This is a genomic window from Streptomyces sp. NPDC058052 (assembly GCF_042885515.1).
In the GTDB taxonomy this organism is placed as follows: domain Bacteria; phylum Actinomycetota; class Actinomycetes; order Streptomycetales; family Streptomycetaceae; genus Streptomyces.
On sequence record NZ_JBHVRX010000004.1, the window covers coordinates 70,413 to 82,863 of the forward strand.

The 12,451-nt window shown below is 72.0% G+C and carries 9 protein-coding genes; 4 read left to right on the forward strand and 5 right to left on the reverse strand.

All coding sequences use genetic code 11. The features are described from left to right. Window positions 1-57 precede the first annotated feature (57 nt). On the forward strand, window positions 58-1,491 hold the full coding sequence (locus ACFVU3_RS07055; RefSeq protein ID WP_390064400.1) for an amino acid permease: 1,434 nt from the start codon (window positions 58-60) through the stop codon (window positions 1,489-1,491). Here ACFVU3_RS07055 and ACFVU3_RS07060 read toward each other — a convergent pair. From ACFVU3_RS07060 to ACFVU3_RS07070, 3 genes are all read right to left on the reverse strand, one after another. Continuing rightward, entirely contained in the window at window positions 1,445-1,924 is a 480-nt protein-coding gene (locus ACFVU3_RS07060; RefSeq protein ID WP_390064401.1) for an ATP-binding protein, read from the reverse strand. The two genes, ACFVU3_RS07055 and ACFVU3_RS07060, sit on opposite strands and share 47 nt — an antisense overlap. Window positions 1,925-2,097: 173 nt before the next feature. After that, on the reverse strand, window positions 2,098-2,919 hold the full coding sequence (locus tag ACFVU3_RS07065; protein WP_390064403.1) for a PaaX family transcriptional regulator C-terminal domain-containing protein: 822 nt from the start codon (window positions 2,917-2,919) through the stop codon (window positions 2,098-2,100). Between the two features lie 9 nt (window positions 2,920-2,928). Continuing rightward, on the reverse strand, window positions 2,929-4,602 hold the full coding sequence (locus ACFVU3_RS07070) for an AMP-binding protein (protein ID WP_390064404.1): 1,674 nt from the start codon (window positions 4,600-4,602) through the stop codon (window positions 2,929-2,931). A 458-nt stretch (window positions 4,603-5,060) separates the two neighbouring features. On the opposite strand from ACFVU3_RS07070, the gene ACFVU3_RS07075 reads away from it, so the two are divergent. Continuing rightward, the gene (locus ACFVU3_RS07075) at window positions 5,061-5,477 is read left to right on the forward strand and encodes a RidA family protein (protein ID WP_390064406.1); all 417 of its coding nucleotides are present in this window, start codon (window positions 5,061-5,063) and stop codon (window positions 5,475-5,477) included. A gap of 97 nt (window positions 5,478-5,574) precedes the next feature. After that, complete coding sequence (locus tag ACFVU3_RS07080; RefSeq protein ID WP_390064408.1) at window positions 5,575-7,131, forward strand: MFS transporter; 1,557 nt, start codon at window positions 5,575-5,577, stop codon at window positions 7,129-7,131. 62 nt (window positions 7,132-7,193) lie between these two features. On the opposite strand, the gene ACFVU3_RS07085 is transcribed toward ACFVU3_RS07080, so the two are convergent. Together ACFVU3_RS07085 and ACFVU3_RS07090 are read right to left on the reverse strand one after the other, a co-directional pair. Further along, window positions 7,194-8,723: a helix-turn-helix domain-containing protein gene (locus ACFVU3_RS07085; RefSeq protein WP_390064410.1), complete on the reverse strand. Its 1,530-nt coding sequence runs from the start codon at window positions 8,721-8,723 to the stop codon at window positions 7,194-7,196. Window positions 8,724-8,819: 96 nt separating this feature from the next. Beyond that, complete coding sequence (locus tag ACFVU3_RS07090; protein WP_390064411.1) at window positions 8,820-9,179, reverse strand: VOC family protein; 360 nt, start codon at window positions 9,177-9,179, stop codon at window positions 8,820-8,822. Between the two features lie 528 nt (window positions 9,180-9,707). Between ACFVU3_RS07090 and acnA the strand changes: the two genes are divergently transcribed. After that, entirely contained in the window at window positions 9,708-12,437 is a 2,730-nt protein-coding gene (gene acnA / locus ACFVU3_RS07095; RefSeq protein ID WP_390064413.1) for an aconitate hydratase AcnA, read from the forward strand. The last annotated feature ends 14 nt before the right edge of the window (window positions 12,438-12,451 follow it).

A 12,451-nucleotide genomic window follows, 5' to 3' on the forward strand; every position in this document is an offset into this window, starting at 1 on the left:
GGACCCCCCTGACGCATGCACGACCGGACAGGCAAGACCAGAGATGAGAACCCCCGCATGCCGTCGCGGATCAAGTCCCCCCAGCAGCTGATCGCCGAATCCGGCGCCGACCTCGAGGGCCACGGCCTCAAGCGCACGATGGGCCTCTTCCAGCTCGTCTGCTTCGGCGTCGGGGCGATCGTCGGCACCGGCATCTTCGTCGGACTCGCCGACAGCGTCGCCGAGGCGGGCCCCGCGGTCGTCGTCTCCTTCGTCCTCGCCGCCGTCACCTGCGTCTTCACCGCCTTCTCCTTCGCGGAACTCGGCGGGGCGATCCCGGTCTCCGGCTCCTCCTACTCCTTCGCCTACGCGAGCCTCGGCGAGCGGGCCGCCTTCCTCGTCGGCTGGTGCCTGCTCCTGGAGTACGGCGTCTCGGTCTCCGCGGTCGCCGTCGGCTGGAGCCAGTACCTCGACGAGCTCCTGCACAGCGTCACCGGCCTCCGGCTCCCCGACGCGCTCGCCGCGGGACCCGCCGAGGGCGGCGTGATCAACCTGCCCGCGGTGATCGTCATCCTGATGGCCGCCACCCTCCTGGTCCGCGGGGTCCGGGAGAGCGCCCGCGCCACCGCCGCCATGTCGATCCTCAAGATCGGCATCCTGATCGCCTTCTGCGCGATCGGCTTCTCGGCCTTCCAGGCCGGCCACCTCTCGCCGTTCGCCACCGAGGGCATGAGCGGCATCACGGCCGGCGCCTCGGTCGCCTTCTTCTCCTACATCGGCTTCGACGCCATCACCACCGCCGGCGAGGAGGTGAAGAACCCGCGCCGGAACATCCCGCTCGCCATCCTCATCTGCATCGGCATCGTCACCGTGCTCTACTGCGCGGTCGCCCTCGCCGCGATCGGCGCGCTCGGCGCCGACGAGGTCGCCGACAAGCCGGCCGCGCTCTCCCTCGTCGTCGACCAGGTCACCGGCTCGTCCGTCGGCGGCGGCATCATCGCCTTCGGCGCGGTCGTCGCCATCGCCTCCGTCGTCCTCGCCGTGATGTACGGCCAGACCCGCATCCTGATGGCGATGTCCCGCGACGGCCTCATGCCCCGGATCCTCGAACGGGTCTCCCCGAAGACCTCCACCCCGGTCGCCAACACCTGGATCGTCGCCGCCGTCTTCGCCGTCCCTGCCGCCTTCGCCCCGCTCGACGTGGTCGTCGATCTCACCACCATCGGCACCCTCGCGATCATGGCCGTGGTCAACCTCGCGGTGATGGTGCTGCGCCGCCGCGACCCCGGTCTCACCCGCTCCTTCAAGGTGCCCCTCTACCCGCTCAGCCCCGTCCTCGGCATCGGCTTCTGCCTCTACCTCATCTGGGGCACCGGCTGGCGCACCTGGATCGTCTTCGCCTGCTTCCTCGTCGCCGGCGCCGCGCTGTACGCCGGCTACGGGCGCCGCCGCTCCCGCCTCGCGCTCACGGCCGCCGACGGCTCCGCTGGGCGGGCACCCGGGGGAGCGTGAACCAGACCGCCTTGCCGCGCGCGGTCGGACGGTGGCCGCAGTCGCTGCTCAGCGCCCTGATCAGCAGCAGCCCGCGGCCGTGCTCCTGCCAGGGATCCACCTCGGCCTCCGGATCCGGGCAGACCAGCTGACCCGGGTGGGCGGGGTCGGGATCGTGGACCTCGATCTGACAGCCGTCCGGCGCGGCCAGCAGCTCCACGACCAGCTCGATGGGCCCGTCGCCCGAGGTGTGCTCGACGGCGTTGGCCACCAGCTCGGCCGTGAGCAGCTCCGCCGTGTCGCGGTCCGGCCCGCCCGCCGCGGCGGGCTCGATCTCGCCGAGGGCGGTACGGACGAGGGCGCGGGCGAGCGGGACGGCGGCGGTGGTACGGGGCAGCCGGACGCGTCGCCAGGGTCCTGGCGCGGCGGGTGCGGGGCCGGTGACGTCGGGCATGGGGGGACGGGCTCCCTTGGCCGGGGATGGCGGACGGGCGACAGGGGAACGGGGGACGACCCGAGACGTCCTGGTTTCCACCCTATAAGGGGGCGATTCCCGTCCACAGAGGCACCCCTCCCGACCCCGGGGGACCCAGGTCCCCGGCGGGCCGGGACCTTGGACGAGCCGTCCTACAGGTCCTTCTCCACCGCCCGGACGTACTCGGCGCCCCGCTCCCACAGCAGCGCGTGCAGCTCCGCGAAGACCTCCGCCGACCGCCGTCCCGGCCAGTCCGCGGGCAGCAGCCCGGCCGGCAGCACCGGGTCCGCGTACGGCAGCCGGCGCCAGGCGTCCAGGGTGAGCAGGTAGTCCCGGTAGGCGTCCTCCACCGTGCCCGGCGTCTCCCGCCAGGCCGCGAGGACCGGCTCGTGACCGGCCAGGAACTCCTCGTGCAGCCGCGCGATCGCCGGCAGGTCCCACCAGCGGGCCACCGCCTCCGCCGTCGCCGCGTACCCCAGGTGGTCGCCGCGGAAGAAGTCCACGTACGCGGAGAGCCCGAGCCGCTCCAGGGCGTTGCGGGTCTCCTCGTACAGCCGGGCCGGCGCGATCCACACGCCCGGTGCCGCCGTCCCGAAGCCGAGCCGGCCGAGCCGGGAGCGCAGCAGGTGCCGCTTGTGCCGCTCCTGCTCCGGCACCGAGAAGACGGCGAGGACCCAGCCGTCGGACAGGGACGGTTCGGTCCGGGCGTAGATCCGCCGGTCGCCGTCCTCCAGGAGCCGCCGGGCGTCGTCGGAGAGCGCGTAGCCGGCCGAGCCGTCGGGGGTCCGGCGGGCGAGCAGCAGTCCGCGCCGCTTCAGGCGGGACACCGAGGAACGCACCGAGGGCGCGTCCACGCCGACCGCCGCGAGCAGCCGGATCAGCGCGGCCACCGGCATCGGCGTCTCCTCCGACGGGCGGCCGTAGGCGCCGTAGAGCGAGACGATCAGGGAACGGGGGGTGTGCTGCTCGGCCACGTGATCACTTTAGGCCGTGCCGCCCGGACCGTGCCGCGCGGACCCGGGCGCCTCCGGCGCCGGCCGGACGCGCAGCCGGTGGCGCTGGAGCTTGCCGGTGGCGGTGCGGGGGAGGGCGTCCAGGAAGACGACCGCGCGGGGCGACTTGTGCGGGTCGAGGCGGGCGCGCACGAAGGAGCGCAGCGCGGCGGCGGTGGCCGCGTCGCGCGGCACCCCGTCCCGTACCACCGCGTAGGCGACGACGACCTGGCCGCGCAGCGGGTCCGGGCGGCCCACGACCGCCGTCTCGACGACGTCCGGATGGCCGAGAAGCACCTCCTCCACCTGGGGGCCGGCGATCGTGTACCCGGCCGAGATGATCATGTCGTCGGCGCGGGAGACGTACCGGAACCGGCCGTCGGCCTCGCGGACGTACCGGTCGCCGGTGATGTTCCAGCCGCCCCGCACGTACTCCGTCTGGCGGGGGTCGGCCAGATAGCGGCAGCCGACCGGGCCGCGGACCGCGAGCAGCCCCTCCCGCCCGTCGGGGACGGGCCGGCCGTCCGGGCCCAGGACGGCCGCCTGCCAGCCCGGCACAGGGCGGCCCGTCGTCCCCGGCCGGCTGTCGGCGTCGGCGGCGGCGACGAAGATGTGGAGGAGCTCGGTGGCGCCGATGCCGTTGATCAGCCGGAGCCCGGTCCGCGCGTACCAGGCGGTCCAGACGGCGTCGGGCAGGTCCTCGCCCGCCGAGACGCACCGGCGCAGCGAGGACAGGTCGGCGCCGGAGCCCCCGTCGAGCAGGCGGAGCATCGCGCGGTAGGCGGTGGGCGCGGTGAACAGCACCGAGACCCGGTGCCGGCCGATCGCCGCCAGCAGCTGCTGGGGCCCGGCCCGGTCCAGGAGCACCGTGCTGGCCCCGGCCCGCAGCGGGAAGACCAGCAGCCCGCCCAGGCCGAAGGTGAAGGCGAGCTGCGGGGAGCCGGCGAAGACGTCGTCCGGGCGGGGCCGCAGCACGTGCGCGGAGAAGGTGTCGGCGGAGGCGAGGACGTCCCGGTGGAAGTGGACGCACCCCTTGGGGCGGCCGGTGGTGCCGGAGGTGAAGGCGATCAGGGCCACGTCGTCGGCGGCCGTGTCCGCGGCCCGGTAGGGGCGGGTGGTCCGGCGCCCGGCGAGGGCCAGGAGGTCCCCGGGCCCGTCTCCGCCGTACGGGACGACCGTCAGGCCCGGCACCCGGGCGGCCCGCAGCTCGTCGAGCGCCTCCGCGGCGCACAGCGCCAGCGAGCAGGAGGCCGTCCCGGCGACGAAGGCGAGCTCGGCGGCCCGCTGCTCCGCGGGGACGGCGACGGCGATCCCGCCGGCCTTCACGACCGCGAGCCAGCAGGCGGCGAGCCAGGGCGTGGTCGGCCCGCGCAGCAGCACCCGGTTGCCGGGCCGCAGTCCGAGGTCGCCGGTGAGCACATGCGCGATCCGGTCCACGTGCCCGCGCAGCTCGCCGTAGCTCCAGGACCCGCCCTCGCCGTCGTGGAAGGCGGGCCGTCCGGCGCCGAACCGTTCCGCCGTGGCGTCGAGCAGCTCGGCGGCGCAGTTGAGCCGTTCGGGGTAGGCAAGCCCGGGGAGCCCGAAGACGAGCCGGGGCCACTGGGCGGCGGGCGGCAGCCGGTCCCGGGCGAAGCCGTCCACGTGGCCGGAGGGGGTCAGCTCCACGGGTCCGGCCCTCCGGGACCGGGCGGCGGGGGCGGCGCCGCCCGGCCGGCGGCCCGCCGGCCGCCCGGGTGACGTATCGTGTCAGTGACGGAAGTCACCGACCCGCGACAAGGTGGTGTCACCGCACCGCCTGGTCCGGGCCGGAGACGGCGACCGGGACGCCCGAGGGCGTCGGAGAAGGCCCACATGCCCGCATTCTCACCCAATTCGGCACGGACGGCCCGGCGTGGCGCACGCGCCCCCTCGGGCCGCACCGCGCGGGAACACCGTCCCTCGACGTGGCTCCGCGGCTCCGGCCGCCGCCGGCCCTGCACGGAGCCACGGAGCCACGGAGCCTCCGCGCCACCGTCGCCCCCGCACCGCGCCACGGAGCCACGGCAACTCCGCGCCGCCGTCGTCATCGGCGCACCGCGCCGTCGCCGCGCCACCGCCCCTCCCGACCGCCGAGGAGCCGTCCGATGAGCCTGCACCGCCACAACCCCGCGGAACTCGCCCCGCCCGCCGGCTTCTCGCACGCGGTCACCGCCAACGGCAGCCGGCTCGTCTTCCTCTCCGGACAGACGGCCCTCGACAGCGGCAGCGGAGTCGTCATCGGCGCCACGCCCGCCGAGCAGTTCGCCGCGGCGCTCGGCAACCTCCTCACCGCCCTGCGGCACGCCGGCGGCGGCCCCGCGGACCTGGCCCGCGTCACGGTCTACACGACCGACATCGCGGCCTACGACGCCGACGCCGACGAACTGCGCGACATCTGGCGCCGGATGGCGGGCCGTGACTATCCGGCGATGACGGTCGTGGAGGTCGTACGGCTCCGGGAGGAACGGGCCGTCGTCGAACTCGACGGCTTCGCCGTGCTGGAGGAGCCGGGCGGGGCTTGATCGACTGGTCGCGCTCAGGGGTCGGGCTTAGGGTCGAATGGTGGACCGACCGGCCCACGGCTCCTGCGGTGAGGGCGCGAAGCGCCATGAACGAATCATGAGTAGCACACCGAAGCCGACGACTCCGGCGGTGGACCCGACTCCTACCGGCGCGGGCGACGGCAAGGGCATCGCCCTGTTCGTCATCGCCTCCTGCCAGCTGATGGTCGTCCTCGACATCACCATCGTCAACATCGCACTGCCGCACATCCAGAGCGATCTCGACTTCTCGACCACCAGCCTCTCCTGGGTGGTCAACGCCTACACGCTGACCTTCGGCGGTCTGCTGCTGCTCGGCGGCCGGGCCGGCGACATCCTCGGCAGGCGCCGCGTCTTCATCTTCGGCGTCCTGCTCTTCGGATTCGCCTCCCTGCTGGGCGGGTTCGCGCAGGAGGGCTGGCAACTCCTCGCGGCCCGCGCCCTCCAGGGCGTCGGTGGCGCGATCGCCTCGCCGACCTCGCTCTCGCTCATCACGACGACCTTCGAGGAAGGCCCCGAACGCAACCGGGCCTTCGGCGTGTTCGCGGGCGTGTCGGCGGCCGGCGGAGCGATCGGACTGCTCGCAGGCGGCGTACTCGTCGAATGGCTCGACTGGCGCTGGATCTTCTTCGTGAACGTGCCGATCGCGGTGATGATCGCGATCCTGACACCCCGTCACGTCAAGGAGTCCGAACGCCATCCGGGCCACTTCGACCTGGCGGGCGCGCTGACGTCGACCCTCGGCATGGTGGCCCTGGTGTACGGCTTCATCCGCGCGGCGCAGGAAGGATGGAGCGATCCCTGGACGATCGCCTCGTTCTGCGCCGCGGTGATCCTGCTGGTCACGTTCATCCTGGTGGAGCGCCGCAGCCGGCAGCCGATCACCCCGCTGCACATGTTCGCCGACCGCAACCGGGCCGGCACGTACGGCATGATGCTCTGCCTGGCGGCGGCGATCTTCGGGATGTTCTTCTTCCTGACCCTCTTCGTGCAGCAGGTCCTCGGCTTCAGCCCGCTGGAGGCGGGACTCGCCTTCCTGCCGGTCAGCGCGGTCATCGCGGTCGTGGCCGGCATCACCTCCCAGCTCCTGCCGAAATACGGCCCGAAGCCCTTCATGGTGCTGGGCTCGCTCTGCCTGGCGCTGGGCCTCTCCTGGCTGACCCTGACGGACGTCCACTCCACCTACGCGGGCTCGATCCTCGGACCGATGCTGGTCTTCAGCGCCGGCATGGGCTTCATGTTCGTCTCGCTGACCCTGATGGCCCTCTCCAACGTGCAGCCCGCCGAGTCCGGCGCCGCGTCCGGCATCCTCAACGCGACCCAGCAGGTGGGCGGTTCGCTGGGCCTCTCCATCCTGGTCACGGTCTTCGGCACCGTCAGCCGCAACGAGGCCGACGAACAGGTCCCGGCCTTCCTCGCGCAGGCCGGCCCCATCGAGAAGGCCCGCTTCGCCGAGACCGGCCAACTCCCGCCCCCCTACGCCGACCAGGTCCTCACCTCGGGCGTCTCCGCCGGCTTCATCGTCGCCGCCGCCTTCGCCATCGTGTCCTTCCTGATCGCCCTCTTCGTCATCAAGGTCCGCCCCTCCGACATCGAACGCCTCAAGGGCGGCGGCATGATGCCGGGCGGCGGCTGACCCCCCCCCGCACGGAAACACGAAGGGCCCCGCCGGATCGGCGGGGCCCTGCGCGTGGCGGATCAGATGTCCCGGAAGATCTCGATCTGGGCGCCCACCGAGTTGAGGCGCTCGGCCAGTTCCTCGTAGCCGCGGTTGATGACGTAGACGTTGCGGAGGACGGAGGTGCCCTCGGCGGCCATCATCGCGAGGAGGACGACCACGGCGGGGCGGAGGGCGGGCGGGCACATCATCTCGGCGGCGCGCCAGCGGGTGGGGCCCTCGACCAGGACGCGGTGGGGGTCCAGGAGCTGGAGGCGGCCGCCGAGGCGGTTGAGGTCGGTGAGGTAGATGGCGCGGTTGTCGTAGACCCAGTCGTGGATGAGGGTCTGGCCCTGCGCGGTGGCCGCGATGGCCGCGAAGAAGGGGACGTTGTCGATGTTGAGGCCCGGGAAGGGCATCGGGTGGATCTTGTCGATCGGCGCCTCCAGCTTGGAGGGGCGGACCGTCAGGTCGACCAGGCGGGTGCGGCCGTTGTCGGCGGCGTACTCGGCCGAGCGGTCGTGGTCGAGGCCCATCTCCTCCAGGACCGCGAGCTCGATCTCCAGGAACTCGATCGGCACCCGGCGGATCGTCAGCTCGGACTCGGTGACGACGGCCGCGGCGAGGAGGCTCATCGCCTCGACCGGGTCCTCGGAGGGGGAGTAGTCGACGTCCACGTCGATCTCCGGGACGCCGTGCACGGTCAGCGTGGTGGTGCCGACGCCGTCGACCCGTACGCCGAGGGCCTCCAGGAAGAAGCACAGGTCCTGGACCATGTAGTTGGAGGAGGCGTTGCGGATGACGGTGACGCCGTCGTGGCGGGCGGCCGCCAGGAGCGCGTTCTCGGTCACGGTGTCGCCGCGCTCGGTCAGCACGATCGGGCGGTCCGGGGCCACGGCCTTCTCCACCTGGGCGTGGTAGAGGCCCTCGGTGGCGGTGATGTCCAGGCCGAAGCGGCGCAGCGCGATCATGTGCGGCTCGATCGTGCGGGTACCGAGGTCGCAGCCGCCGGCGTACGGCAGCTTGAAGCGGTCCATGCGGTGCAGCAGCGGGCCGAGGAACATGATGATGGAGCGGGTGCGGATGGCGGCCTCGGCGTCGATGGACTCCATGTCCAGCTCGGCCGGCGGCACGATCTCCAGGTCCACGCCGTCGTTGATCCAGCGGGTGCGGACGCCGATGGAGTTGAGGACCTCCAGGAGGCGGAAGACCTCCTCGATCCTCGCCACCCGGCGCAGCACCGTGCGGCCCTTGTTGAGGAGGGTGGCGCAGAGCAGGGCGACGCAGGCGTTCTTGCTGGTCTTGACGTCGATGGAGCCGGAGAGCCGGCGGCGGCCGACGACACGCAGGTGCATCGGGCCGGCGTAGCCCAGGGACACGATCTCGCTGTCGAGTGCCTCGCCGATACGGGCGATCATCTCAAGGCTGATGTTCTGGTTGCCCCGCTCGATGCGGTTGACCGCGCTCTGGCTGGTGGCCAGGGCCTCGGCGAGCTGCGTCTGGGTCCAGCCGCGGTGCTGCCGGGCGTCACGGATGAGCTTGCCGATGCGTACGAGGTAGTCGTCTGCCATGCCGTCACGTTATCTCAGATATGAGATGTGTCGATCATCGGGGTGCGGCAAACGGGTGACGTTCCCTTATGAAGCGGGGCATAAGGGCGATTCGGGTCACGCGGGGAGGTCGAGCGCCGTGGGGTGCCGCGGCTCGTACAGCGGCAGCTCCGTGCCGCTCGGCAGCCGGACCGCCGCGAGCAGCCCCCACCCCTGGTCGGTGATGGCCCGTGAGATCTCCGCGCCCTTGTCCTCCAGGGCGGTGAGGGTGCGGGTGAGGTCCTCGCACATCAGATAGACCTCGGGCCGGGTCCCGCCCTCCTCGACGGGGTGGACCGCGACCTCGGCCGGTGGCAGCCGGAAGATCAGCCACCCCCGCCCCGCGTCCACGGACGGGAACCCGGCGACGTCCCTGAGGAAGGCCCGGTCGGCCTCCGCGTCCCGGCTGTAGAGGGTGATGTGCGCGCCGCTGAACATGCCCCGATCCTCGGCCCGCCCCGCCGGCCGGGCAACGCGCGCGCGTCCGGACGGGGGATTCCCCTCGTCGGGCGGGGGCCCTCCTCGTCGCGGGCCCACGTACCCACGTACCCACGTACCCACGTACCCGCGGACCCGCGGACCCGCGGACCCGCGGACCCACGGACCCATGGACCCGCGGACCCACGAACCCGCGGACGGCCGCCCGGCCCCCGACCCCGACTCCCGATCCCCGACTCTCGACCCCCGGCCCCCGGCCCCCGGCCCCCGGCCCCCGACCCCCAGCCCCCGGCCCTAGGCCCACGTCTCCCTCCCCCGCGCGCGCGTACGGAGAGGGGCGCCACGTGAGATCGCGGGGCGCCCGGGCATGACCGACGGGCGGGGATGCACTAGAGTTATCTCGACATCGAGATAACTGCTTACGGCGCACCGTGGCCGCCTGAACGGTAAGGGTTACCTAACTTAGCCTTACCTTAGCGGATCGGCGAGGAGCCGTGGCGGCAGCATGACGGTAGTACGCGCACATTGATGAAGGAGACTGTCGTGTCGGCGAACAGCTTCGACGCCCGCAGCACGCTGCGCGTGGGCGACGAGTCGTACGAGATCTTCAAGCTGGACAAGGTCGAGGGCTCCGCGCGCCTCCCTTACAGCCTGAAGGTCCTCCTGGAGAACCTGCTCCGCACCGAGGACGGCGCGAACATCACCGCCGACCACATCCGGGCCCTCGGCAACTGGGACTCGCAGGCCCAGCCGAGCCAGGAGATCCAGTTCACGCCGGCGCGCGTGATCATGCAGGACTTCACCGGTGTCCCCTGTGTCGTCGACCTCGCCACCATGCGCGAGGCCGTCGCGGCGCTCGGCGGCGACCCGGCGAAGATCAACCCGCTCTCCCCGGCCGAGATGGTCATCGACCACTCCGTCATCGCCGACAAGTTCGGCACCAACGACGCGTTCGCGCAGAACGTCGAGCTGGAGTACGGCCGCAACAAGGAGCGCTACCAGTTCCTGCGCTGGGGCCAGACCGCCTTCGACGACTTCAAGGTCGTCCCCCCGGGCACCGGCATCGTCCACCAGGTGAACATCGAGCACCTGGCCCGCACCGTCATGGTCCGCAACGGCCAGGCGTACCCCGACACCCTCGTCGGCACCGACTCCCACACCACCATGGTCAACGGCCTCGGTGTGCTCGGCTGGGGCGTCGGCGGCATCGAGGCCGAGGCCGCCATGCTGGGCCAGCCGGTCTCCATGCTGATCCCGCGCGTCGTCGGCTTCAAGCTGACCGGCGAGCTCCCCACCGGCACCACCGCCACCGACCTGGTGCTCACCATCACCGAGATGCTGCGCAAGCACGGTGTCGTCGGCAAGTTCGTCGAGTTCTACGGTGAGGGCGTCGCCGCCACCTCGCTCGCGAACCGCGCCACCATCGGCAACATGTCGCCGGAGTTCGGCTCCACCGCCGCGGTCTTCCCGATCGACGACGAGACCCTGAACTACCTCAAGCTCACCGGCCGCTCCGCCCAGCAGGTCGCGCTGGTCGAGGCGTACGCCAAGGAGCAGGGCCTCTGGCTGGACCCGAAGGCCGAGCCGGACTTCTCCGAGAAGCTGGAGCTCGACCTCTCCACGGTCGTCCCGTCGATCGCCGGCCCGAAGCGCCCGCAGGACCGCATCATCCTCGCGAACGCCGCCGCGCAGTTCGCCCAGGACGTGCGCAACTACGTCGCCACCGCCGACGAGGCCGGCGAGGAGTCCTTCCCGGCCTCCGACGCCCCGGCCGTCTCCAACGGCGTCCCGTCGAACCCGGTCCAGGTCACCGCCCCCGACGGCACGACCTACACCCTCGACCACGGTGCGGTGACGGTCGCGGCCATCACCTCCTGCACCAACACGTCGAACCCGTACGTCATGGTCGCCGCCGCGCTCGTCGCGAAGAAGGCCGTGGAGAAGGGCCTGACCCGCAAGCCGTGGGTCAAGACCACCCTCGCCCCGGGCTCGAAGGTCGTCACCGACTACTTCGACAAGGCGGGCCTCACCCCGTACCTCGACAAGGTCGGCTTCAACCTCGTCGGCTACGGCTGCACCACCTGCATCGGCAACTCCGGCCCGCTGCCGGAGGAGGTCTCCAAGGCGGTCAACGACCACGACCTGGCCGTGACCTCGGTGCTCTCGGGCAACCGCAACTTCGAGGGTCGCATCAACCCCGACGTCAAGATGAACTACCTGGCCTCCCCGCCGCTGGTCGTCGCGTACGCCCTCGCGGGTTCCATGAAGGTGGACATCACCCAGGACGCGCTCGGTGTCGACACCGAGGGCAACCCGGTCTTCCTCAAGGACATCTGGCCCTCCGAGGCCGAGGTGAACGACGTCGTCGCCAACGCGATCGGCGAGGACATGTTCGCCAAGTCCTACCAGGACGTCTTCGCCGGCGACGCCCAGTGGCAGGCGCTGTCGATCCCGACCGGCAACACCTTCGAGTGGGACGCCGAGTCGACCTACGTCCGCAAGCCCCCGTACTTCGAGGGCATGACGATGGAGACCACCCCGGTCACCGACATCACGGGCGCCCGCGTGCTCGCGAAGCTCGGCGACTCGGTCACCACCGACCACATCTCCCCGGCCGGTGCCATCAAGGCCGACACCCCGGCCGGCAAGTACCTCACCGAGCACGGTGTGGAGCGTCGTGACTTCAACTCCTACGGCTCGCGCCGTGGCAACCACGAGGTCATGATCCGCGGCACCTTCGCCAACATCCGCCTGCGCAACCAGATCGCGCCGGGCACCGAGGGCGGCTACACCCGCGACTTCACCGTCGAGGGCGCGCCGGTGTCGTTCATCTACGACGCCTCGCAGAACTACCAGGCCGCCGGCACCCCGCTGGTCATCCTGGGCGGCAAGGAGTACGGCTCCGGCTCGTCCCGCGACTGGGCCGCCAAGGGCACCGCGCTCCTCGGCGTCAAGGCCGTCATCACCGAGTCGTACGAGCGCATCCACCGCTCGAACCTCATCGGCATGGGCGTCCTCCCGCTCCAGTTCCCGGCCGGCCAGTCGGCCGACTCGCTCGGCCTGACCGGCGAGGAGACCTTCTCCATCGCCGGCATCACCGAGCTGAACGAGGGCACCACCCCCAGCACGGTGAAGGTCACCACCGACACCGGTGTCGAGTTCGACGCGGTCGTCCGCATCGACACCCCCGGCGAGGCGGACTACTACCGCAACGGCGGCATCATGCAGTACGTGCTCCGCAACCTGATCCGCGGCTGAACACCCCGCTGATC

Excerpts from the sequence above, each read along its gene's own strand:
- ACFVU3_RS07080 (WP_390064408.1), top strand. The coding sequence starts at position 5,575 with ATGAGTAGCACACCGAAGCCGACGACTCCGGCGGTGGACCCGACTCCT.
- ACFVU3_RS07075 (WP_390064406.1), top strand. The coding sequence starts at position 5,061 with ATGAGCCTGCACCGCCACAACCCCGCGGAACTCGCCCCGCCCGCCGGC.
- ACFVU3_RS07060 (WP_390064401.1), bottom strand. The coding sequence starts at position 1,924 with ATGCCCGACGTCACCGGCCCCGCACCCGCCGCGCCAGGACCCTGGCGA.
- ACFVU3_RS07090 (WP_390064411.1), bottom strand. The coding sequence starts at position 9,179 with ATGTTCAGCGGCGCGCACATCACCCTCTACAGCCGGGACGCGGAGGCC.
- ACFVU3_RS07055 (WP_390064400.1), top strand. The coding sequence starts at position 58 with ATGCCGTCGCGGATCAAGTCCCCCCAGCAGCTGATCGCCGAATCCGGC.
- acnA (WP_390064413.1), top strand. The coding sequence starts at position 9,708 with ATGAAGGAGACTGTCGTGTCGGCGAACAGCTTCGACGCCCGCAGCACG.
- ACFVU3_RS07085 (WP_390064410.1), bottom strand. The coding sequence starts at position 8,723 with ATGGCAGACGACTACCTCGTACGCATCGGCAAGCTCATCCGTGACGCC.